At 59.1% G+C, this 21,247-nt stretch carries 24 protein-coding genes; 15 read left to right on the top strand and 9 right to left on the bottom strand.

The features are described 5' to 3' along the window. Positions 1 to 16: 16 nt before the first annotated feature. Both AC0V7N_RS09570 and AC0V7N_RS09565 read right to left on the bottom strand, forming a co-directional pair. Positions 17 to 634, bottom strand: coding sequence for a twin-arginine translocation signal domain-containing protein (locus tag AC0V7N_RS09570; RefSeq protein ID WP_496627810.1), 618 nt, complete (start codon positions 632 to 634; stop codon positions 17 to 19). A gap of 102 nt (positions 635 to 736) precedes the next feature. Further along, positions 737 to 1,153: a hypothetical protein gene (locus tag AC0V7N_RS09565; RefSeq protein ID WP_475456753.1), complete on the bottom strand. Its 417-nt coding sequence runs from the start codon at positions 1,151 to 1,153 to the stop codon at positions 737 to 739. Between the two features lie 87 nt (positions 1,154 to 1,240). Between AC0V7N_RS09565 and AC0V7N_RS09560 the strand changes: the two genes are divergently transcribed. Beyond that, positions 1,241 to 1,468, top strand: coding sequence for a hypothetical protein (locus tag AC0V7N_RS09560; RefSeq protein ID WP_475456751.1), 228 nt, complete (start codon positions 1,241 to 1,243; stop codon positions 1,466 to 1,468). Between the two features lie 28 nt (positions 1,469 to 1,496). Here AC0V7N_RS09560 and AC0V7N_RS09555 read toward each other — a convergent pair whose 3' ends face one another. The 6 genes from AC0V7N_RS09555 to AC0V7N_RS09530 all read right to left on the bottom strand — a co-directional run bounded on the left by AC0V7N_RS09555 (position 1,497) and on the right by AC0V7N_RS09530 (position 6,250). Continuing rightward, complete coding sequence (locus AC0V7N_RS09555; protein ID WP_475456749.1) at positions 1,497 to 2,339, bottom strand: ABC transporter substrate-binding protein; 843 nt, start codon at positions 2,337 to 2,339, stop codon at positions 1,497 to 1,499. 29 nt (positions 2,340 to 2,368) lie between these two features. Continuing rightward, positions 2,369 to 3,412: an OmpA family protein gene (locus AC0V7N_RS09550; protein WP_475456747.1), complete on the bottom strand. Its 1,044-nt coding sequence runs from the start codon at positions 3,410 to 3,412 to the stop codon at positions 2,369 to 2,371. Between the two features lie 266 nt (positions 3,413 to 3,678). Next, complete coding sequence (locus AC0V7N_RS09545) at positions 3,679 to 3,957, bottom strand: hypothetical protein (protein WP_475456745.1); 279 nt, start codon at positions 3,955 to 3,957, stop codon at positions 3,679 to 3,681. A gap of 59 nt (positions 3,958 to 4,016) precedes the next feature. Continuing rightward, positions 4,017 to 5,012, bottom strand: coding sequence for an HAD family hydrolase (locus AC0V7N_RS09540; protein WP_475456743.1), 996 nt, complete (start codon positions 5,010 to 5,012; stop codon positions 4,017 to 4,019). A gap of 12 nt (positions 5,013 to 5,024) precedes the next feature. Beyond that, positions 5,025 to 5,357: a hypothetical protein gene (locus AC0V7N_RS09535; protein WP_475456741.1), complete on the bottom strand. Its 333-nt coding sequence runs from the start codon at positions 5,355 to 5,357 to the stop codon at positions 5,025 to 5,027. Continuing rightward, on the bottom strand, positions 5,354 to 6,250 hold the full coding sequence (locus tag AC0V7N_RS09530) for a DUF2092 domain-containing protein (protein ID WP_475456739.1): 897 nt from the start codon (positions 6,248 to 6,250) through the stop codon (positions 5,354 to 5,356). The genes AC0V7N_RS09535 and AC0V7N_RS09530 overlap by 4 nt, the downstream gene beginning before the upstream one ends. Before the next feature lie 277 nt (positions 6,251 to 6,527). Between AC0V7N_RS09530 and AC0V7N_RS09525 the strand changes: the two genes are divergently transcribed. The 13 genes from AC0V7N_RS09525 (at position 6,528) to AC0V7N_RS09465 (ending at position 18,066) form a co-directional block, all read left to right on the top strand. After that, positions 6,528 to 6,839: a hypothetical protein gene (locus AC0V7N_RS09525; RefSeq protein WP_475456737.1), complete on the top strand. Its 312-nt coding sequence runs from the start codon at positions 6,528 to 6,530 to the stop codon at positions 6,837 to 6,839. A gap of 132 nt (positions 6,840 to 6,971) precedes the next feature. Continuing rightward, a complete protein-coding gene (locus tag AC0V7N_RS09520) occupies positions 6,972 to 7,826 on the top strand; it encodes a transporter family protein (protein WP_475456735.1) in 855 nt (284 codons plus the stop codon). A gap of 211 nt (positions 7,827 to 8,037) precedes the next feature. Further along, positions 8,038 to 8,820 carry a SphA family protein gene (locus AC0V7N_RS09515; protein ID WP_475456733.1) on the top strand — a complete coding sequence of 261 codons (783 nt, stop codon included), beginning with the start codon at positions 8,038 to 8,040 and terminating at the stop codon, positions 8,818 to 8,820. Positions 8,821 to 8,847: 27 nt separating this feature from the next. Further along, the gene (locus AC0V7N_RS09510; protein ID WP_496627808.1) at positions 8,848 to 10,059 is read left to right on the top strand and encodes an alpha/beta fold hydrolase; all 1,212 of its coding nucleotides are present in this window, start codon (positions 8,848 to 8,850) and stop codon (positions 10,057 to 10,059) included. 141 nt (positions 10,060 to 10,200) lie between these two features. Further along, positions 10,201 to 10,680, top strand: a complete 480-nt coding sequence (locus AC0V7N_RS09505; RefSeq protein WP_475456731.1) for a YidH family protein — start codon at positions 10,201 to 10,203, stop codon at positions 10,678 to 10,680. A gap of 22 nt (positions 10,681 to 10,702) precedes the next feature. Then, positions 10,703 to 10,918: a hypothetical protein gene (locus tag AC0V7N_RS09500; protein ID WP_475456729.1), complete on the top strand. Its 216-nt coding sequence runs from the start codon at positions 10,703 to 10,705 to the stop codon at positions 10,916 to 10,918. 61 nt (positions 10,919 to 10,979) lie between these two features. Next, the gene (locus tag AC0V7N_RS09495) at positions 10,980 to 12,524 is read left to right on the top strand and encodes an arylsulfatase (protein ID WP_475456727.1); all 1,545 of its coding nucleotides are present in this window, start codon (positions 10,980 to 10,982) and stop codon (positions 12,522 to 12,524) included. A gap of 74 nt (positions 12,525 to 12,598) precedes the next feature. Continuing rightward, positions 12,599 to 13,936, top strand: coding sequence for a DUF1214 domain-containing protein (locus AC0V7N_RS09490; protein ID WP_475456725.1), 1,338 nt, complete (start codon positions 12,599 to 12,601; stop codon positions 13,934 to 13,936). An 88-nt stretch (positions 13,937 to 14,024) separates the two neighbouring features. Then, complete coding sequence (locus tag AC0V7N_RS09485; RefSeq protein ID WP_475456723.1) at positions 14,025 to 15,503, top strand: DUF1254 domain-containing protein; 1,479 nt, start codon at positions 14,025 to 14,027, stop codon at positions 15,501 to 15,503. 62 nt (positions 15,504 to 15,565) lie between these two features. After that, positions 15,566 to 16,435, top strand: a complete 870-nt coding sequence (locus AC0V7N_RS09480) for a bile acid:sodium symporter family protein (protein ID WP_475456721.1) — start codon at positions 15,566 to 15,568, stop codon at positions 16,433 to 16,435. A gap of 73 nt (positions 16,436 to 16,508) precedes the next feature. Continuing rightward, a complete protein-coding gene (locus AC0V7N_RS09475) occupies positions 16,509 to 16,685 on the top strand; it encodes a hypothetical protein (protein WP_475456719.1) in 177 nt (58 codons plus the stop codon). 83 nt (positions 16,686 to 16,768) lie between these two features. Further along, entirely contained in the window at positions 16,769 to 17,692 is a 924-nt protein-coding gene (locus tag AC0V7N_RS09470) for a formylglycine-generating enzyme family protein (RefSeq protein ID WP_475460261.1), read from the top strand. Further along, entirely contained in the window at positions 17,692 to 18,066 is a 375-nt protein-coding gene (locus AC0V7N_RS09465; RefSeq protein ID WP_475460259.1) for a DUF1622 domain-containing protein, read from the top strand. The genes AC0V7N_RS09470 and AC0V7N_RS09465 overlap by 1 nt, the downstream gene beginning before the upstream one ends. Before the next feature lie 13 nt (positions 18,067 to 18,079). Here AC0V7N_RS09465 and AC0V7N_RS09460 read toward each other — a convergent pair whose 3' ends face one another. Continuing rightward, positions 18,080 to 19,819, bottom strand: coding sequence for a tetratricopeptide repeat protein (locus AC0V7N_RS09460; protein ID WP_496627807.1), 1,740 nt, complete (start codon positions 19,817 to 19,819; stop codon positions 18,080 to 18,082). Between the two features lie 379 nt (positions 19,820 to 20,198). On the opposite strand from AC0V7N_RS09460, the gene AC0V7N_RS09455 reads away from it, so the two are divergent. Further along, a complete protein-coding gene (locus tag AC0V7N_RS09455; RefSeq protein ID WP_475456715.1) occupies positions 20,199 to 21,176 on the top strand; it encodes an AraC family transcriptional regulator in 978 nt (325 codons plus the stop codon). Positions 21,177 to 21,247 lie beyond the last annotated feature (71 nt).

Here is a 21,247-nt window from a genome sequence, read left to right as displayed (position 1 = left end):
GCAAACAGAAGGTAGATCAGAACCCCAAACCTGTTCGCAGCAGATCCTCCAAGGCCGGCCCAACGCTCCAGAGCCGCAACGTTGCGAACAGGGCGACACCGATGATCGCAAAACCAATGGCAAGCGAGAGGTCGTACACGAGCGCCGCCAGATGGACGGAGCGCTCTGCGAACTCGGGTCGCCGCGATGCCATCAACAGTGATCTGATGGCGGCGAGGATGATGAAGCCGAGCACTGTCATCACCGTCCAGAGTCGCAACGTCCGCAGTGGCAGGCCCGGACCAACGAGAAGCTGCGCGACGAGCAAGCCGATCACCAAAGCCGCGGCAGCCGCAGCCGAACGGTATAAAAAGCGGCGCCAACTGCTGCGCTCGGCACCGTCTCTGTTTGCCTGCCGGCTTATCAACAGGAACGCGCCGGCGACGATCCCTGAAACCAGAATGATCTGGAAGCAAAGGTCAACGACCGATGTCGACGCGGCGGTGAGTGAGCTCCGCAAGCTAACGAATTCGGCTGGCGCGTCGAACAAGGCCAGGTATCGTGCGTGGGCGCCCGAAACAAGGCGTTCTGCAACGTCCTCGAGGGCCGTTGTTAGAGAGGTGACATCTGCATCCGGCGTAGGTCTGTCGCTCACATTGCTCGTCCTGTGGTGGCGCCAAGGTCATCTGTCGGCTGCTTCGATGGCCGCGCCTCGGCTATCCTGACCCAGATCAGTCCGGTTAACCGCTTCCGGCAATCAAAACTCGCACTTGTAATAGATGACAGAAATCTCTGGAAATTGAGGGTCGAAGCGCTCGAAATGAGTTTTGTCGATCACACGGAAGGATGCGGAGAAACTGCTGAACAGAACGGCATCCGAGCAGCTCAACAGTACCGAGAAATGATCTCCTTTCTGCGAGATTTTTTCCGCCGTGCAACTGGAGTTGGGTCCGAGGACCCTGCTGCCCGAGACGATGATTCCGGTTGTCAGCGTAGAACTCCGGTCTTTGTACTCAAAACCTTTGCCTCGCTTGTTGAAGTTGTCTTCACATCCCGTCCCGTTCATCGTCCATGCGCCTTGCAGTGCCTCCATGGAGGCTGCAACAACATCGCTCACGCCGCCAGCAAGCAAGACGATGGTAGCCATCGCGCCTAGAAACGGTCTTCCGGTCATCACCAACCCCAACGTAAACAGATCTTCTAAATTGAATTCGCAACGGGCCCTTTTTAGGCGGGAAACACCACTTTCCAGTCCTACCTCATGTCAACGACAATCCAGTTTTCCTCGACCGCTTCGCTTCAGAAGATCGCCTCCGGGCGGCTCGACGCCGGCATCGGCCAGACTGTCGCCCAACTCGTCCAGCGTGCCCTGGCTTCGACCTTTCATGTCCCGATTGGTGCGAATGACGGCCTGCTTGTCGACCGGCAGCGCCGTACGATTATGTTCGAACTTGCCGACCCGTTCTTTCTTGGCGACTTACTGAAATAGAGAGCGCTCTCGGCGCGAACACTTCCTATCATGGATTGAAGTATGGAATAGCTGCGGGATCCTCGCCCCAGGCACCGGCGAGATATTGGGTCTCCAGCTTCTTCATTGTGCCGTCATCAATCAGCGACTGGATGATCTTGTCGATGGTCTTGTTGTTGGGATTGTCCTTCGGGTAGATGGCGCCGTATGTCTCGCCGGTTTTGTACTGCCCGACGACGCTGGTCTTTCCGCTATTGATCGCCGCTTCCGAAAGTGCGATCGATGTATCGGTCAAAACAGCTGCGACATCCCCGTCATTCAGAGCACCGAAGAGTTCCGACCGCTCGGCGTAGACCTGATAATTGATGATGCCGAGGACATCGAGCGCATATGCCGCGCCGGTCGTGCCCTGCTGAATTCCAACAGCCACCGTCTTGATCGTCGTGGCATCGACGGGGCTGTTGGCGGCTGTCAAGACGCCGATGTCGGAACGGAAATAGGGGACCGAGAAATCAACCACCTTCTTGCGCTCATCGGTGATTGAGGCTTCCGATAAGGTCAGATCGTAACCACTGGTCTTGCCGGTGACGAGCGCGGTCCAGTCAATCGGAACAATCTTCAAACTGCTATAACCGGCACGCCACGCTATCTCAGCGGCCATGCAGTATTCCATCCCGTCCTTGATCGCGTCGACAGTCGTTCCATTCCACCAGACCGGTGCCGGAAGCGAAACCTGCACCGTGAGTTGTCCGGGAACGGCCGGTGTCGCGACGGGGATAGAACCTTTTGCCCCGGTTACGTCGCAGTTGCCGATTTTCTCTGCGGCCACCGCTGAGTTTACCAGTGCGCAGGCCGCGAGCCCGGCCAGGAGAAAACGCGTTACCAAAGTCATGTATTTGCACTCCTCTATTCGATCCCGGGTCAGCGGTCGGTACGGTCGAGTACGACACGCCGGTTGAGCGCGCGCCCCTGAAGGGTTTTGTTCGTTGCCACGGGTTTGCCCGCGCCGGCGCCGGCGGCGGACAGTCGATTGGGAGTGACGCCGAGCTTGACCAGCAGCGCCTTGACGGAGTCCGCGCGCGCCTGGGAAAGCTTTGTGTTGTATGCGTTTCCACCTATCGAGTCGGTATGGCCAGTCACGGAAAGCGTCCATAGCGGATTGTTCTTCATGGCCGTTGCAATCCCCTTCAACAACGGCACGGACTCGTTGCGGATCGAGGCCTTGTCGAAGTCGAAGTGAATACCGCGCGTGGTGTAGGCTTTGCGTGCCGCCAGCGCCTGCTCCATTTTGGCGCGTTCGTCGTCTCCTGGGGTGGCAAGCACATAGCGTTCGGTGCGCGGCGTCGCCTCCCCGCTGAACTGAATGCTGTACTGCACCAGCACTGGGTCGTTCCGGTTGCTGAGGAAGTAGAAATCGCCGGTTGCACTCTTGTCTCCCGAGCTGAACAGTCCGGTCGCGTGCACCACCGGAACATTGAGCAGCGTGCCATCGACGCTGATCGCGAGCTTGGCGTTTTTCTCGGCTAGGGTGAACGTACCGGGCATCGAGGCCAGCGCAGTGTTGTAGACCAGCGCAGAGCCTGCCCGACCTGTCTTGCGCAATTCGTCAAGCACCGCGGTCGACGTCCCGAGCGTCGTTGTCCCAGGAATGATCAGCGGCATCTTCGCGCTATAGCCCAGCACCATCGCTCGTGCCGAGACGCGATCCGCAACTAGGATCCGGCGCACGGCCACAACGCCGCGCGAACTGGAGTAATTGATGTCGAACGTGTCGGGCGTGACGTTGCCGAAACGTATCCAGGATTCAGAATCGGGGCCGTAAGCATTCGCCCACACCGTCGTAATCGTCCCGCCGTTGTGTGGCATGAACGGGCCTAGGCCATCCTGAGCAGCGGCGACACCGCCGGCAAAAAAGAATGCGACTATTCCGAAAAGGTATCTAAAAGCAGGTTTCGCGATTTCCATGGACCTTGTCTCACTTCTAGGCCGCTGCCAAAAATATCGCCCTGGGTGTGGGCTGAAAAGTACGTAACTGTTGCAAAGCGTTCCTTCAGCAGCGGCGCAGCCGTTGGGAGCACTTTCTGGTCTGGCGACAAGGCTGCTTCCGCCAGGAATATAATCGGCAGGGCTACAGTCACCGACGAATGCCTCGCAACTGGGAGCGATCCCAGCGTGTCAATGAACCGCATCGACCATAGGGAGGCGGCACATGCCCAAGGGTCATTGCACGATCACCTCCACATACACGCCGCTGCTCCGTGCATAATAGACGCCGAGTTGGGCCTGAGGATATTGCTTCCGGAGACGATGATACCGGTCGATAGCGAAGAGTTCCGATCTTTGTACTCAAAGCCTTTACCGGCCTTTTTGAAATTGTCCTCGCATCCCGTTCCGTTCATCGTCCACGCGCCCTGCAAGGCTTCCAACGAAGCGGCGGCAACATGGCTGGCTCCTCCGGCAAGCAGGACAGTGGCAGCCATCGCGCCAAGAAATGGTCTTCCGATCATCATCCACCAACCCCAACATATCCAGATTTTCAAAATTGAATTTTCAACGCGGCCAGTGCCCTTCAGGAGGGGAAGACCACTTTCCAGTCCTGCTTCATGTCAACGACAGTCCACCGTTCCTTCCCCGCTTCGTCCAAGGCCTTGTCCAACTTTCCGACTGAAGATTTGCGATCGTAGGCATATTCGCGATCGGCATCGGTATGATGCACGAGCCCCATAAATCGCGCGCCGCTTCCAGCTGCGGTCCATTGCAGCATCTGCAGATCGCCGTCGGAATTTCCGAACGCGAAGATGGGCCGGCGGCCAATGAATTTGTTGATGCCAACTGGTTTGCCAGGACCGTCATCGACGAAATCGATCTTGGCGTCCTTGATCAAGGCCGGTTTGCCATCCGCATCGAAGACGTATCTGGTCATGCCCGATGAGCCGACGATTCTCTCTGGCGGGATGCCGTAGACGGCTTCCATCCAGGGACGCATGAAATCGATACCGCCGCCCGAAACCACGAAGATCTTGAAATCGTTTTGGCGCAGGTACTCGAGCAGTTCCAACATCGGCTGGAAAACAAGTTCGGTATAGCGGCGATGAAACCGGGGATGCTTTGCCGTTTTGGTCCAATTGATGACGGCGTGTTCAAACTCGTCGGTGGTCATGCCCGCGTGCGTCGCTGACACGATCTCGAATATTCCTTGCTCGCCGGAGCGAACCAGACCGGCCAGGTCGTTGGAGATCACCGACCTGAAGGGTTCCTGCGTCTGCCACTGCGGATGGTCAGGCGCGAGCAGCTTCACCTGGTCCAATGCGAACGCGAGTTGAGAATAGATCGGCTGTTCGCACCACAGCGTTCCGTCATTGTCGAAAACCGCGATACGTTCATCCGCGATGACAAAATCACGGCCGGACGGCGTCGTGACCTTGGCGACGAAATCCATGATCGAAGCTTTGGCGGGCCCCTCGTGCCACGAAGCGAGAGGTGCTGCCTGAGCGCGAGCGGATATGATGCTGGAGAGCGGCAGGCCTGCAGCCAGCATGCCGGCGAGCACCGTGCGTCTGTCCATGATCGGGCTCATCTACCGAACGACGACTTCGACGTACACGCCGCCTGTTCTCGCATAATAAATGCCGCCGCAATTGTAGTAGTAGTTGCCGTAGTAGAGACCATAGACGCAGGCTGGCGGCAGCACGGCAATCTGCCGCGCAATGACACGCCTTGTTGTTCGACGAGCCGTACGGCGCGCGACCCCGGCATAAGACAGCGGAGTCAGCGGGCGCCCGATCCTTGCCTGCGCGGCCGAAACCGGGTTCAGAGCCTCGAGGAGAGCGAGGTTGGAAACAGGTCCGATTTCAGCGCACAGGAATCCACCGAAAATCGATGCCGTCAGGAGTTTGCCGAACCTGGTCATTGCTGATCTCCATCGTCTTCAGGGCTTGGAACCTCATCGATCTGCGCAATTTCGCTCAGGTCGACTTTCTTGGCATCCGCCGGCACCTTGAACCTGAAGTCGTTGGCCGCCACATCGGAGCCGAATTTCCAGTCCCTGGTCTGAAGCGTGTATTGCGGCGCTTGCGACAGGTGCTTGCTGGTGATGACATAGCGCCTGGGGATCGGTTGATCGCCCGCCTGGATCCATATCTGCCAGTCGACGTCGTGCGAGCGAAAGGCAAGATACTCACACTCGACGCCGTCGATATAGGCGCTCGAAATGTGCCGAGCGTCGGTGACACCATCCATGAGCGTATCGAAGACATTCGACGCCAGAATATCGGCTCCTGGCGGGTCAATGCCGGCGCTCGAAAGTTGTTCACCCAGATCGTCGAGTGTGCCCTTGGCCTCTACCTGGCTATAGACATTCAGGTTCTTGCCCAGGATCGACAGGGTCTTGCCGTCGAAGACGGTTTCCACATCGGCAAAGCCGCCAATCCTCGACACGCTGATCTTGTCGGGCCTGGCGACCTCGACCTTGCCAGAGCTGGCGAACTGCAGCTTCTCGAAATCGCGCGTCACGACTTCCACGGAAGAGTCATAGCTGAATGAAAAACTCGTCTGCTTGGCCATGTAGTCCGACATGGCTTTGAGTATGTCCTTGGCATCGTCGGCCATGGCGTTGCCGATTGGCAGGACAGTCAGGGCACCTGCAAGGAGCCAGCCACTAGGACGGATAAAACTCTTGGAAATGAGATATCTTGGCATCGCGAACTCCAACGGTTTGGTGTGTCGCGCCGGCAAGGACTTCAAACTGCGAAGTCGATGACTGCGATTTGATGCGCTGGCTGATGAGGCATTCAGGCCTTGCAAAGGCCGGTTCGATTGACCGAGCGCGTCAGTCGGCCAGAGTAGGAGTTGGCCTCGCAGGCACAAGACTTGGCTGCCGCATATACCGATACGAAACGGTAACAAGCGGGCCTTCCGGCCGATTGACCGATGGGAACGCCGCCAGAAGCCTACACTACCGAAAGCTGTCCCAGGCAGGAGCCAAATCGCGCCGTCGAACGTCAAGGCGGTGACGTGGCAGGCCCCGGAGAGGACCCGGCTGTAACAGTAAAGTGCTGGCGCGCTGCCCCGCGCTGCGGCGATGCTTGCTGCAATGCTTTCCGCACGAGGTCATTCATCCGGTTTGAAACCTATGGCCATGCCTTTGGAACACGACCATGATCGTCGGGGCTTGCTAAGGCTCATGCTTAAGATGCCGGCCTTGCGCGGCACGCTTCAAATCCTCAGCGCGACGAATCCTGATCTGCTCGGCTTGTGTGGCGCCTACGACGACGCCAACACCGCCCTTGAGCGGTTGAGAAAGGAACAGGGAAAATCAAATCGCGCCGCGATTGCTGAATACGAAGAACTGTGCACCGAACTGGAAAACGACATCATCCGCATGTGCCAATGACACCAGGCGGCAACGTGCGCATTTTCGGCCTCTGTAACTGTAACGTACTTCGCATCCCGGCATTCCGATTCAATTGTGTGACGCGCCGAAAGCTTCGGGCGCGCAGCAGAGGGGTCGTGACCGGGGATGTTGATGGGACACACTCGCTCTGGCGTAGGTGCAATCCCGCTGACTGGCACCTTCCGCCCCCAGGGGCCTGGAGCAGCAGCCCCAACGTCGGGCTCGAATTGTAGTCTCCTCGCCATAGCCTTCGCTATTGCGCTACCCCTTGCCGGCGGCGCCGAGGCCCAGGAGGCAAAGGATAATTCGGGGACGAACCCTGCTGTTCTGACGCGGACCCTGTCGTTCTCGAACGAGTATCGATTCCTGCCGGGGGACGAATACTACGATATTACGAACATCCGTTACACCGAGCCGTTTTTCGACGGAAAGGCGTCGGTTCGCCTGACCGTGCCGCTCGACGCAACCAATCTGACCGGCGACGACGAATTCGGCCTTGGCGACATTTCCGCGAAGCTGAGCTGGATTCCCTATTTGAGCAGGCGGCAGGCATTTATCCTCAGCACCGAGATCTACGCGCCGACCGCGTCCGAAGACGTGCTTGGCACCGGCAAATGGGTTGCCGCTCCTGGGTTGACCTGGGCCTACTTTGCCAGCCCGGAGGTCATCATCGCTCCGGCCTATATCCAAAGTTTTTCATTTGCCGGCGACAGTGACCGGCCCAATGTCAATCGCGGCGATTTCGATCTCTACGTCGTCTACAAGCCGCACGCCAGACGCTGGTGGCTGACGTCGGACTTGACCGCAAGTTACGATTTCGAAGCCAGGACAGAACCGATGTCCTGGGAGGTCGCCCTGGGCTTCAATCTGGGCAGGATGCCAAACGGCGGCGCCATCAACGGCTACATCAGGCCAGGTATCGGTATCGGCAACGACCGGCCCTACGACTTCAACATGGAGGTCGGCGTTTCGTTGGTCAATTTCTAGCGACCAATGAGACCCCGGTGCAGAAAGGGAGACAATGACCAAAGCAAGATCGCCTGCCTGGCTCATGACCGCGACAGCTGTTCTCGTGGCATTCGCTCCCGTCAGGCAAGCAAATGCCACCGAGGCCGTCGCCGGACGCTATATCCCAGGCGCCTTCGCCGGACCTGGCGCGGGCATTGTGCCGCCCGCGCCGGGAGCCGCCTATTGGGCAATGTCCAACATCTATTACCATGGCGAAGCAAGTGGTGAGGTGCCATTCGGCAAGGGCTCCGTCGCGGCGGGCCTTACTGGTGATACCTATGCCGCAATCCTGGCCGGGGTCTATGTGCCCGATTTGCACTTGCCGGGAAACTGGACTTACGCCGTGCAGCTCGCTGTCCCGCTGGGCCGGACGGCAGCCTCGGCCGAGGTCGGCCCTTTCGGGACGGATCAGCATGTTGCCGGGCTTGGCGACATCGCCTTCGCACCGCTCGTGTTCGGCTGGCACAACGATGCCATGAATACTTGGCTGTCGGCGTCGCTGACGATCACCGCGCCTACCGGCGAATGGAAAGAGGGTGACCTTGCCTTCATCGGCATGAACTACTGGACATTCACTCCGGCGATCGGTTTCACCTATCTCATCCCACAACACGGGCTGGACTTCTCAGCCAAATTTGGCGTGGACATCAACACCAAGAACCAGGACACCGATTACTACAGCGGTGCGATGGCTCACCTCGATCTCTCGGTCACAAAGGCTGTGACAGAGAACCTGTCCGTGGGCGCGATCGCCGGCTTCCTGGACCAGATCGAAGATGACCGCGGCACGTTCGCCGACGCCCATGACGGCTTCAGGGGCAGTTCGATCGCGGTCGGCCCGCTGGTCAAGTACAAGGCCAAGTTCGGCGAGAAAACCGAGGTCGATTTAACCTTGAGATGGGCCCACGAGGTCGAGGTCGAGCACCGCATGAAAGGCGACGCGGTGTTCTTCGATGTTTCCGGGAAGTTTTGAGCGGCGGGACAAACCAGGTGCTCCTCAATGTGCAACTGGGTTAGCCAAATCGTCGCGGCCTCGTGCCTGCTCACGCTGACGGCGTGCGCAGGGGGACCGGAAGGCGTGTTGGCACCGATAGCCGCCAATACGCTGTCACCGTCGGCGTCTGACGTAACAATGCTGGTGGCGACCAGCCGCAAACCTTCCGGCAATCCCGCAACGCTGTTTACAGGCGAGCGGAGCCCAACACTTTCCCTGACCGACCTGACCATTTCAATTCCACCGAACCGTGCATCCGGCACGGTCGAGTGGCCGAAAAAACTGCCGCCGAATCCCCAGAAGGAATTCGCGGTTGTTGCAGCAAAAAACCTTTCGATCCCGCAGGCCGGCGATTGGCTGCACTCTCACAATTCAACCGGCCATGTGCTCGTCTTCGTCCACGGCTTCAACAACCGCTACGAGGATTCGGTTTTTCGGTTCGCGCAATTTGTCCATGACTCCGGTGCGAAGGTCACGCCCATCCTCTTCACCTGGCCGTCGCGCGCGAGCGTCCTGGATTACAATTACGACAAGGAAAGCACCAACTTTTCCCGCACCGCCTTCGAGCGGGCATTGAAGGCTTTGGCCAATGATCGCACCGTGACGGACATCACCGTGATGGCCCATTCGATGGGAACCTGGCTCGCCATGGAAGGGCTAAGGCAAATGGCCCTGCAGGATGGTCGGGTCTCGCCTAAAATCAGGAACGTAATTCTTGCATCTCCCGACCTCGATGTGGATGTCTTCGGGCGCCAGGGGACCGAACTCGGGCCAGAGACGCCGAAATTCACGATCATGATCTCGCGCGACGACCGCGCGCTTGCGATCTCGCGTCTGATTTCAGGCGATGTCGACCGGGTGGGCCAGATTGATCCGTCAAAGGAGCCGTACAAGTCGAAGCTGCAGGCGGCGGGAATAACCGTCATCGACCTGACCAACGTCAAGACGGACGACCGCTTGAACCACAGCAAGTTCGCCGAAAGTCCTGAAATCGTGAAGTTGCTGGGATCTCAATTGGCCTCCGGCCAGATCCTCACCGACTCGCGAGTAGGCCTTGGCGACGGACTGGGCCTGGTGATTGCCGGCACGGTGGGGACGGTCGGCAAGGTCGCGGCAACGACGGTCAGTGCTCCCATCGCGATCGTGGAGGGAAAGCGAAACACCCCCGCTCCCGATCAGCTCGCACCGATCCTAAAGGCCGATCCGGCGGCGGAGTGAGCTGGCGGCCTGCCTGACAAGGAATCCGGCCGTTCGGCCCTTCCGACACGTATCGTTACCGTAACGTACTTCGAAAGTCCGCACCGCGACCCAACAGTGCCGGTGACTTCTCGACATCCTCCCATTCGCAGGACCCCTGCAATGAGCGTTGAACCCGTTACCGGCCAATCGCCGACCGACCGCATCAACACCGAGTTGTCGTCGCGGCGCACCGGCATGTCGTTCCAGCGCACGCGCATGAGCGCCGACCGCACATTGATGTCGGTGATCCGCACCGCGCTGTCGCTGATCAGTTTCGGCTTCACCATCTACCAGGTGTTCCAGAAGCTGCGGGATGCCGGCACGCTGGCGCATGCGGCGGCGCCGCGCAATTTCGGCGTGACGCTGGTCCTGCTCGGCATCGTGATGCTGGTCATCGGCATCATCTACCACGTCCAGTTCATGTTCGGACTGCGCCGCGAACGCGATGCCATGCGCGATGCCGGTCTGATCCATGCCCAGAGCGGATATCCCGTCTCGTTCACGCTGATAACGGCAGTGATCTTGTTGCTGATCGGTCTCGTCGCCATCAGCAGCATGGTTTTCAACGTCGGCCCGTTCACGGACGCCCCGGCAACATGAGAAAGGATGGGGCAACCTTGAGATGGAAACTCCCCGCATCATCGCGCTGCGAACCGCGCTCCGTGAACTGCGCAAGGCGCAGGACAGCGCAATCGCCGGACTCGCGGACGAAAACAGCGCGGAGAACCGCAAGGCTCTCCACGACATTGCCGACACTTTGAAAACACTCCGATCAATCCACAAGGAAGAACAGGGCACCGTCACGCGGATTTTGAAATGGCTGCGCGTGATTCCGTAGAGAGGCGCTTCAGCCATTCGCGATCATGCCACTGAGATAGCAGTAACCAAGGAGAAACAGGATGGCGAAATCACCTAAATCCGGCAAGCCGAATATCCTCGTCATATGGGGCGATGATATCGGCACGGCCAATCTGAGTTGCTATACGCACGGATTGATGGGCTACAAGACGCCCAACATCGACCGCCTGGCCAAGGAAGGTCTGATGTTCACCGACGCCTATGGCGAGCAGTCCTGCACCGCCGGCCGTTCTTCCTTCATCACTGGACAGAGTTGCTATCGCACCGGCCTTTCCAAGGTCGGCATACCAGGCTCGGACGTCGGCCTGCAGGCTGAGGATGCGACCATCGCCGAAGTGCTTAAGCCGCTCGGCTACGCGACAGGGCAATTCGGCAAGAACCATCTGGGCGACCGGAACAAGTACCTGCCGACTGTGCATGGCTTCGACGAATTCTTCGGCAATCTCTACCACCTCAACGCCGAGGAAGACCCCGAGGATCCGGACTATCCGAAGGATCCGAAGTTCAAGGCGATGTTCGGTCCGCGCGGCGTGATGCATTGCTGGGCGACGGACAAGGATGATCCGACCGAGGAGCCGCGCTGGGGGCGCGTCGGCAAGCAAAAGATTGAAGACACCGGTCCGCTGACGCGCAAGCGCATGGAGACCATTGACGATGAAATCGTCGCTGGCGCGAAGAACTTCATCAAGCGCCAGGACGATGCCGGCACTCCGTTCTTCGTCTGGCTGAACACCACGCACATGCATTGCCGGACGCACACCAAGCCGGAGAGCATCGGCCAGGCCGGCGAAGGCCAGTCGCCGTACCACGACACCATGATCGACCACGACAAGAATGTCGGCGAGATGCTCGACTATCTCGACGAGCTCGGCATCGCCGACAATACCTTCGTCCTGTACTCGACCGACAACGGGCCGCACATGAATTCATGGCCGGATGCGGGCATGACCATGTTCCGTAGTGAAAAGGACACCAACTGGGAGGGCGCGTTCCGCGTTCCGCTGCTGGTGCGCTGGCCGGGCAAGGTTCCCGCCGGCGAGGTGACCAATGACATCGTGCAGCACCATGACTGGCTGCCGACCTTCTGTGCGATCGCCGGCGATGCCGACATCCCGAACAAGCTGCTCAAGGGCCACAAGGCAGGCGAGAAGACCTTCAAGGTCCACATCGACGGATACAACCTTCTCGACTTCCTGACGAAGAAGGGCGTGGCGAGCCCGCGCCAAGGTCTTGTCTATTTCGACGACGACGGCAGCCTCGTCGCGCTGCGCATGAAGAACTGGAAGATCGTGTTCATGGAACAGCGCACCGAGGGCACGTTGCGCCTGTGGATGGATCCGCTTGTCGTTCTGCGCTGCCCCAAGATCTTCAACCTGCGAACCGACCCCTATGAGCGGGCCGATATCACCTCGAACACCTATTACGACTGGTACCTGTCCAAGGCCTACCTGATCATGGCGGCCCAGGCCGTGGTGCAGCCGTTCCTGAATACCTTCAAGGACTACCCGCCACGTCAGAAGGCCGCGAGCTTCACGCTTGATGACGCACTCGCGAAGATGGCGGAGAGCTTCAACACCGGCCACTGAGACAAGCCGCTGGGCGGCGGGTGCAAAGCCCGCCGCCACAGATTCCCATCGCGGCAGAATCGTGGAGCAAGGTCATGGACTTGAATCGCAGACAAACGCTGACTCTGCTGTCATCGGCATCATTTGCCGTTTCGCCGTTTGGCAGCCTTGCCACAGCCGCGGATGCTGGGCCGGACGAAGCCACCATCGCTGATGCATATGTCTATCTGCTCGGACGTATGCTCGTCATCCGGCAAGAGCACATTGATCGAATGGGCGACGGCTTCGCCTACAACCAGATCAAATATAACCCGCTTGGCTCGGCGGACTTCGTCAATCCCAATTTCGACGTCGCCTATCTCGAGGCTTGGTTCGCCGTGGACGACCGTGTGCCCGTGGTGCTGGAGGTACCGGAAATTACCGGTCGCTATTATACGGCGCAAATCCTCGACGAATGGGCCGAGGTGATCGTCAACATCAATGAGCGGACATTCCCGTCGAAACCGTTCGGCAAGTTCGCGCTGGTGGCGCCCGGCTGGCAAGGCAGCCTGCCGGCGGATGTCGCGCGTATCGAATTGCATTCGCGCAAGGCCAAGATGCTGGGCCGCGTCGAGTTGAAGGGGGATCCTGAAGGAGCGGTGAAACTGCAAAATCAGTTCTCTGTCAGCACGCTCGGCACACCCGCCATCGCAGCTCCGCCCTTCGTGCAGGCGTTCGGCAACAAGGAGTTGCTCGGCGCGGAAATGTTCGATGACATCGACGTCAGGCTCGACAGCGCCTTCGACGTGTTGCCGGTGGCTGCGCAGATGCAACAGCAGGCGAGGTCGGTCGCGGCCTATATCGCCTCTTCGTCCGATGCGCGGGCTGCGGTCGATGCCCTGCTGCACAAGAAGGTCGTGCCGGAGTTCGAGAAATATGTGTTCACAAAGGCTTCGCCCTACAAGAACCACTGGCTGGTCGCGAACACGGCCGGTAATTACGGTGTGGACTTCTGGAGCCGGGCTTCGGCCAATTATGCCGGCATATGGGCCAATTCGCCTACCGAAGTCGTTTATCTCGTCGCCACAAGGGATGCCGATGAAAAGACGCTCGACGGGGCGAACAGCTACGTCATCCACTTCCCGGCCAAATCCCTGCCGAGTTCCGTCGTCAATGCCTATTGGTCGGTGATTTTGGTCGGCGTGCCCGATTACCGCGTCGTGCCCAACGACCTCAAACGTTACAATTTCAACAGCTATTCCGATCTCAAGCCGGAGGCTGACGGCTCGCTCAAGATCGGTATCGGGCCAAAACCCGTCGTTGGCGTGCCTGAGAGCAATTGGCTGCCGGCGCCCGACCGCAAGCCGTTTTCACTGACATTCCGCACCTACGTGCCGAAGGAAGTCGTGAAGGCCGGAGAGTGGACGCCGCCGCCGGTGACGATCGTCAAATGAACCGGGCAGCAACAATGATGGGAGCGGCATCCGCCCGCGCGGTGCGCGGTCAAGTCGATGGACATCGGCTCAACAGAGGGATTCGAAGATGAAAATGCCCTTACCTTTCCTTGCACTGTCCGTCGCATCAGGCGCGGTCGTCATGCTGGCAGGAACGGTGTTGGCCGCGGAATCCCAAATCACGATTTCTCCTGGGTGGCAGCGCACATTACCTGTCGGACCTGACACCCGCGCCAGGATCACGGAAGAGTATGCGAAACTCATTGGCAAGGACGCGTATTTCTGGGCGTGGCCCATGGCCAACATTTTCAACCGACGCCTCACGTTCAAAGACGTCAAAGAGCCGATGATGTCCGGTGCGGTGCCCATTGCGCCACTCAACACGGTCGGCATGCTGACGGACTATATCACGCCGGACGAACGCCATGTGGCATGCCCGAACCAGGACGTTGTCTATGGTGCGGGTTCACTCGCTCTCGATATCGAGCCTGCGGTCGTCCAAGTGCCCGATTTCGGCGACCGATTCTGGGTCTACCAAATGGTCGACCTCAGGACGGACAGTTTCGTTCAGCTTGGCAAGATGTATGCGACCCTTCCCGGCTTTTATCTTCTGGTTGGACCGAATTGGCATGGGGAATTGCCAAAGGGCATTACCAAGGTTTTCCGCTCGACCACCAACACAGGCTTCACCGCACCGCGGGTATTTCAGGATGACACGGCGGAGGACAGGAAAGCCATCCAATCCGTGCTGCAGCAGGTCATGGTCTATCCCCTTTCAAAATTCGACGGGACGATGAAGCATACCGACTGGAGCAAAATGAAGGTTCTCCCGTCGGAGGGGGGCGGCGACGCAGAAACCCGTTTCGTGTTTCCTGAAAAGTTCTTCGACGAGCTTCCTGCCATTCTGGCCGATGCGCCGCCGCTGCCAGGCGAGGAAGCACGCTATGCTCAGGTGCTCGCGGTTCTGGAGGCCGCAAAGAATAACCCCAAGATCAAGGCAGCCCTGATCGAGGGGGCGAAAGAGGCTGACGAAAAACTTGTCACCCCACTCTTCCAGTTCCGCAACTATGGGCAACCACTGCCGCACAATTGGAGCACCATCTCGAACGAGGCGGCCTTCGGCACGGACTACTACACTCGCACAGCGGTCGCCAAATCCAACATTCTGGTCAACTCGCCGAACGAAACAAAATATTTCTACCAAGACCTCGATGCGGCAGGAGACCGGCTGAACGGCAGCAAAAGCTACACCGTGACCTTTCCCAAGGGCCAAACGCCGCCCGTGAACGGGTTTTGGTCGCTGACGCTCTACAACGAGCACCACTTCTTCGCGCCCAACGACCTCAAGCGCTATTCGCTCGGCACCAAGAACAAGACGCTGAAATACGCCGACGACGGATCGCTGTCGATCTACGTGCAGGCGGAATCGCCCGGACCGGACAAGGAAGCGAATTGGCTTCCGGCACCAAAGGACGGCGATTATTCGCTCTACATCCGCTCCTACTGGCCGAAGCCCGCCATCACCGATGGCTCGTGGACGCCGCCGGCGGTGCAGAAAGTGAACTGACAAGCCCCCCGGAGACCGGCGGCCCAGACATCCAATGAGGTCCGTGAAATGAGTGAAATGGTATGACGATCGCACAGCTTATCCCAATGGCCATCAACCTCTCGATGGCGCTGATGGTGCTGGCGCTTGGGCTTCATGCGAGTTGGCAGGACGCGTTGTCGCTGTTGCGGCAGCCGGGCCTGCTCGCCCGTTCGTTCCTGTCGATGAATATCATCATGGTGATGATCGCCGTGGCGATGGTGCTGCTGTTTGATCTTCATCCGGCGGTCAAGATTGCGCTGGTAGCGCTGGCATTATCACCGGTGCCGCCGATCCTGCCCGGCAAGCAGACCAAGGCCGGCGGAACGGTGTCCTACACGGCAAGCCTGCTCGTCATCATGGCCGCACTGTCGATCATCGTCGTGCCACTTGGTATCGCGCTGCTTGGCGATTGGGCCGGGCTTGGCATCGGCGTGCCGGCGGACAAGGTCGCGTCGGTCGTGGCCACGGGGGTGTTTTTCCCGCTCGTTATCGGGCTCGCGGTCCGGCAGTTCTTTCCGTCCTTCGCGACCCGGCTTGCGCACCCGCTCTCGCTGTTTGCGACCGTCCTTCTCATTGCTGCCTTCATCCCGGTTCTGATCAAGATATGGCCTGCCATGGCGGCAATGGTTGGCAATGGAACACTGGTAGCGCTTGCCATATTCACTGTCGCCGGCGTCCTCGTTGGTCACAGCCTTGGCGGCCCGAACCCAGACAACCGCACGGTGCTGGCGCTTGCCAGCAGCGCCCGCCATCCTGGCGTCGCCATGGCCATCGCCAGCGCGACCTTTCCCGATGAAAAGGCGGTGATCGCCGTCGTACTGTGGCACCTGATCGTCAGCGCCATCGTGTGCATTCCTTATGTCAAATGGCGCACCAGGCTCCATGCCGCCACGCAGTCAAGGGCCACGTGATGATAGGCCAGGTGAAACTTCCCAGGCACAGGATGGGTGGGTGAGCTCGATGCCTTCTCGTCGCAATCCCCGATTGGCCAGGATCGACACATGGATCCATGTCCTGGCCATCGCCGGGATGGCCGCGATCTATCTGTCTTCCTTGTTTTGGGGACCGACGAACCGGGTCGAGCAGAACGCCAATTCCAGCAGTCCCGCCGGCACGATTGACAGCCGCGGTTTGTCCGTGACCAAGGCGCAAGGAGGTTGAGGATGGACAAGTTCACTGTGCCTGGCGGGACGGTCGACCAACTGGAAAGGATGCCGGTTTCGAAAAATTCGCCGACTGACGGCATGATCTGGATTCCAGGCGGCTCGTTTCTGATGGGCTCCGAAAAATTCTATCCCGAGGAAGCACCGGTCCACCGCGTGAAAGTCGATGGTTTCTGGATGGACCGATTTACCGTGACCAATGGTGATTTCGAACGCTTCGTCGCTGCGACTGGATATGTGACGCTCGCTGAAATGCCGGCCGACCCTGCCAACTACCCCGGCGCGTTGCCAGACATGCTCTCACCATCCTCGACCATGTTCAAGAAGCCGGCCGGCCCCGTCGACATGCGCAACCACTACAATTGGTGGGTTTATGTGCGCGGCGCCAACTGGCGCCATCCGAGGGGCCCGGCCAGCTCAATCAAGAAGCTCGCCGATCATCCCGTCGTTCATGTCGCCTATGAGGATGTTCAAGCCTATGCAAGCTGGGCGGGCAAGGAATTGCCGACGGAGGCCGAATGGGAGTTTGCGTCGCGCGGCGGTCTGGACGGCGCCGACTACGTCTGGGGCGACGAACTCACACCTGATGGCCGGCACATGGCCAACACCTGGCAGGGCGAATTCCCCCACCGCAATACGCTCGATGATGGATACGAATACACAGCACCCGTCGGCTCGTTCCCGGCCAATGGCTACGGGCTCTTCGACATGGCCGGCAATGTCTGGCAATGGACGACGGACTGGTATCAAGAACATAGCCGGATCGACAGTCCGTGCTGCACGGCGCAAAACCCGCGCGGCGCCGCGCGCGAGGCAAGCTTTGACCCGCGCCAGCCCGATGTGAAAATCCCGCGCAAGGTGACCAAGGGCGGTTCGCATCTCTGCGCGCCGAACTATTGCCGGCGCTATCGCCCCGCCGCACGCATGGCGCAGCCGGTCGACACATCGATCTCCCATCTCAGCTTCCGCTGCATTGTCCGCGCCATCAGGAACGGCAATTCGTGATGCTCGGACAATGGCTGAACCAGCTGGCTGAACTCAGCGCCCCGATCATCGATCTTTTGGCCCTGGTCCTGATCCTGGCAGGGACGCTCGAGGCTTTTGTGAACGGCGTCAGGGTGATGCTCAGCCACCCGGACGGCCACTACGCAATCCGTGCGGTGTGGATGCGTCATGCAAGATGGCTGATTGCCGGCCTTACGTTCCAGCTTGCGGCCGATATCATCGAGACCTCCGTCGCACCGAGTTGGGACGACGTCGGCCGCCTAGCGGCAATCGCTGCGATCCGCACATTCCTCAATTTCTTCCTGGAGCGCGATCAGCGGGAAGCTCGCGAACTCCAGCAGGAAAGCGAAGCGAGAAAGTTGGCGACGACCTAAGCATCGCTCCGTTCTACTGAAGACGAAGGCCGGCGAGTTGGAGCCCTTGCGCAAGTTCCGTGGTCAGCTGTGGATCAAGATGACGGCGGGACATTTCGGAATGGAAATTCCGATCGAAATTGGGGCGTGCTTTCCGTATATCGGAGATGATTGCGGATGCATCTCCCTCTCGGCCCAGGCGTCCCAGTGTTGCCGTCAACAGCAGATCGGTGAGATAGCATCCGCCGGTCTCGCGTTTCAGGCGGAACAACACGTCACCCAATTGTCCCTGGCGGTAGGCATCGAACGCCAGCGTCCACTCGGCATCCGGTAATGGCAAGCCATCGACCTCCAGCGCCTTGTTAGCGAGCCTTACCCCCTCGTCCCGTGCGCCAGTGGCGTAGAGAATCCTGGCGAATGCAGCTGCTACCCTGGTGTTGTAAGGGTTGAGCGTTGTTGCCCTGCGCCCCGCGGATATCGCTGCTTCGACGTGGCCTACCCGAAATTCCGCCATCATCTTGGCCGTGAAGCTGCGGGAGGATTCCGGGGCCAAGGCTACGGCGCGATCGGCATGTTCGTGGGCGGCCGCGGTCAAGTCTGTCGACGCATCTGGCTGTTCGATCGACAGGAGTATCGGGGCCAACATGGCATGGGCGTCCGCATCGTACGGGCGCTGCTGCAATGTGAGCTCAAGACACTGCCTCGCTTGCGCCAAGGCCTGTGTCGTCTGCATACTCAAGGCAAGGCCGGCCCGCAGAACGCACCCATTACCCAGCGTTGGATGTTCCAGGTCCTTGTTGGCTTCGACGGTGTTGATGGCACCATCCACCGAGGCAATGCGTGGGGCCAGCCGGGACACCAGCCGTTCGGCCGGATCCGCCGACGAAGCGGTATCGACACGAATGCGCTCGTCATCGGATTGAAGTGCTTCGCCCGTCTGCTGGTCGATGATCTGCCACCAGACCGACTTCTGGATCGTGTCCGAGCTGTATTTCAGCACCAGTCGATAACGGCTTCGAGATGAGGCAGCGGAGGCATCTTCGGTCGTACTTGACGTATAGGCATCAGGTGCTGAAAGCCGCAGGGTGCTGAAGTCCGAGAGCGCGCTCATGAGGAGGTCGCGGAGCGCGATCGCATCATGATCGTTGGCACCGTCCAGCTGCATATCGACAGCGACCGTGGGCCTTTCCGAAATGGTCATCGTGTTCAGGCCGCTCAGCAGGCTGTACCCCGCGAAGAGCGCGACAGCGAGCAAGGCAGCCCCCGCGAGACTTGTTCGTTTCAGGATGGTGATAACGCTTCCGCCTATCCTTAGGCGCCGTACCGACCTGTTCGCCGTGTTCGATCCGGGCTGGTTTTCCATGCCGTCTGAGGGATCACCCGGATCCTTGACGTCCCGACGGTGACTGGAAAACATCGGTACATATCGGCCTTTCGGCAGTTCGATGCTGACCTCGCGGCTTGACCCGTACAGTTCATAGTAGCGGGACAATGCAGACCGAAGGCGAGTTGCCTCTATCCGTACGATTGGATCGGTCGAAGCGTCAAAAGACGACGGACGACCGAAGACATCGACGGCTATCGAATATGCCTTGAGCGCATCCTCACGTCCGGCGAAAAGCTCTTCCGAAACAAAGCGAAGAAACTTTTTGTTGCGCTCGGAACACTGAAATTGCGGGTCCGAAAGGACCTGCTCAAGCTCCTCACGTGCCTCAGAACAGCTGATCGCCAAATATTGGATCGATCGAACATCTACTTCGTGGTCTGTATTCACGACACGCCCCTCGGTCCGCCGACAGATCTCGCGTGCTCCATTCTTAGATGTTTCAGCGTAAACGCCCAGTGGCTCCGCCGCTATGCGATTTGTGCCATCGATCGATCTGCGATCCATTCGTGCAGATAAAAATGCGATTTTTGGTTTATTCCTGGCTTAGCTTCTATGTTGAAAACGCAGCATCGGCAGCGTTTTGCCGGGTCACAACCAAGTACACTTGCTTCTCAACTTAACCATCGACGCGTTTTCACAATACATTAGCACTGGAAAATGTTATATGCGGGCTGCGGGGGAGTATCTTAGAGATCGTACCATGTCGGATCACTTGAGCGAACACTTAGCAGACAAACGGCTTTCGAACCCTTGCGAGGATGACGGCTTGGCCTTGCCGGCCGTCAGGCCGAACTCCGTCGCGCTGGAAGTCCACACCTTGAAGCTTCAAACCGCGGAAGATCTGCGTGAAGCGGTACGCGGTGCGGATCTGAAGATCGTGCAATTGGCGCCGGGTAAATTCGACGGACATTTGATGCATGCACAAATCGGCTCCCTGTCTTTGAGCACTGGCGATTTCGGACCGGATATCCGAGCGCGTGGTGTGATGAACCAGGCCATGGTGACGATCGGCATGATGCTGGAGAGCAGCGGCGCGGTCTCGCAATGGGATTACGACGTCGTTCCTGGCGACGTGATCGTGTTTCCCAAATCAGTCGAACAAGAGGGGCGTTTTACAGGTCACTCCCGCTACGCGACAATCACACTCAGCGAAGAGGCGTTTGCCGACTATGCGGCAGGCGAGCCTGTCCTGCAGGACCCGAAGTTCTGGACCAGGATTTCCAGGTTTCACCGGTCGCCGACCCTGCGGGAATCTGCCTGTCGCGAGATAGCCGACAAAATTTCGAAATTGCACAGGGGTGAGGTTCCCGACAGCGAGGCATGGGTAGGCTATCTACAGAGATCACTCATAGAATCTTTCATCACGGGCATAGTCGACGAAGTCTCCGACGAGCGCGACGACAAGCCATACGCGGGCACAAAATTGGTTCGCGATGTCGAAGATTATGTTGACGGTGCGGGCATCGATCGGCCGGTGCACATCTCGGAATTGTGCGCAGCACTCATGGTCTCACGGCGCACTCTCCACCGCGCTTTTCAGCACTCGCTCGGGGTAGGCCCTGTAGCCTACCTGCGCCTGAGGCGCCTCTCGGATGTCCATCGCGCGCTTACGACGACAGAGCCTGCACCGGTCGGTGTGACACAAGCGGCGCTTGACTATGGATTTATCGATCTGGGGAGGTTCGCCGCGTTTTACAAAGAATCTTTGGCGAGGTCCCTTCTGAGACACGCCTTAGGGCAATGAGCCCGCGCGGTCGCTAATCGTGCAACGGGTTGCCTCTCCCTGCTGGGCGCCACTACTCGACATGCAGAAGT

This window comes from Mesorhizobium kamtschaticum (assembly GCF_056174585.1).
This window is presented reverse-complemented; position numbering and strand designations above follow the sequence as displayed.

Bases quoted from the DNA above. Each gene is read 5' to 3' on its own strand.
- AC0V7N_RS09545 (WP_475456745.1), bottom strand. From the start codon at position 3,957: ATGATGATCGGAAGACCATTTCTTGGCGCGATGGCTGCCACTGTCCTG.
- AC0V7N_RS09500 (WP_475456729.1), top strand. From the start codon at position 10,703: ATGGAAACTCCCCGCATCATCGCGCTGCGAACCGCGCTCCGTGAACTG.
- AC0V7N_RS09485 (WP_475456723.1), top strand. From the start codon at position 14,025: ATGAAAATGCCCTTACCTTTCCTTGCACTGTCCGTCGCATCAGGCGCG.
- AC0V7N_RS09550 (WP_475456747.1), bottom strand. From the start codon at position 3,412: ATGGAAATCGCGAAACCTGCTTTTAGATACCTTTTCGGAATAGTCGCA.
- AC0V7N_RS09540 (WP_475456743.1), bottom strand. From the start codon at position 5,012: ATGGACAGACGCACGGTGCTCGCCGGCATGCTGGCTGCAGGCCTGCCG.
- AC0V7N_RS09490 (WP_475456725.1), top strand. From the start codon at position 12,599: ATGGACTTGAATCGCAGACAAACGCTGACTCTGCTGTCATCGGCATCA.
- AC0V7N_RS09470 (WP_475460261.1), top strand. From the start codon at position 16,769: ATGATCTGGATTCCAGGCGGCTCGTTTCTGATGGGCTCCGAAAAATTC.
- AC0V7N_RS09495 (WP_475456727.1), top strand. From the start codon at position 10,980: ATGGCGAAATCACCTAAATCCGGCAAGCCGAATATCCTCGTCATATGG.
- AC0V7N_RS09515 (WP_475456733.1), top strand. From the start codon at position 8,038: ATGTCCAACATCTATTACCATGGCGAAGCAAGTGGTGAGGTGCCATTC.
- AC0V7N_RS09520 (WP_475456735.1), top strand. From the start codon at position 6,972: ATGGGACACACTCGCTCTGGCGTAGGTGCAATCCCGCTGACTGGCACC.
- AC0V7N_RS09535 (WP_475456741.1), bottom strand. From the start codon at position 5,357: ATGACCAGGTTCGGCAAACTCCTGACGGCATCGATTTTCGGTGGATTC.
- AC0V7N_RS09465 (WP_475460259.1), top strand. From the start codon at position 17,692: ATGCTCGGACAATGGCTGAACCAGCTGGCTGAACTCAGCGCCCCGATC.
- AC0V7N_RS09525 (WP_475456737.1), top strand. From the start codon at position 6,528: ATGCTTGCTGCAATGCTTTCCGCACGAGGTCATTCATCCGGTTTGAAA.
- AC0V7N_RS09555 (WP_475456749.1), bottom strand. From the start codon at position 2,339: ATGACTTTGGTAACGCGTTTTCTCCTGGCCGGGCTCGCGGCCTGCGCA.
- AC0V7N_RS09560 (WP_475456751.1), top strand. From the start codon at position 1,241: ATGTCAACGACAATCCAGTTTTCCTCGACCGCTTCGCTTCAGAAGATC.
- AC0V7N_RS09510 (WP_496627808.1), top strand. From the start codon at position 8,848: ATGTGCAACTGGGTTAGCCAAATCGTCGCGGCCTCGTGCCTGCTCACG.
- AC0V7N_RS09505 (WP_475456731.1), top strand. From the start codon at position 10,201: ATGAGCGTTGAACCCGTTACCGGCCAATCGCCGACCGACCGCATCAAC.
- AC0V7N_RS09565 (WP_475456753.1), bottom strand. From the start codon at position 1,153: ATGACCGGAAGACCGTTTCTAGGCGCGATGGCTACCATCGTCTTGCTT.
- AC0V7N_RS09480 (WP_475456721.1), top strand. From the start codon at position 15,566: ATGACGATCGCACAGCTTATCCCAATGGCCATCAACCTCTCGATGGCG.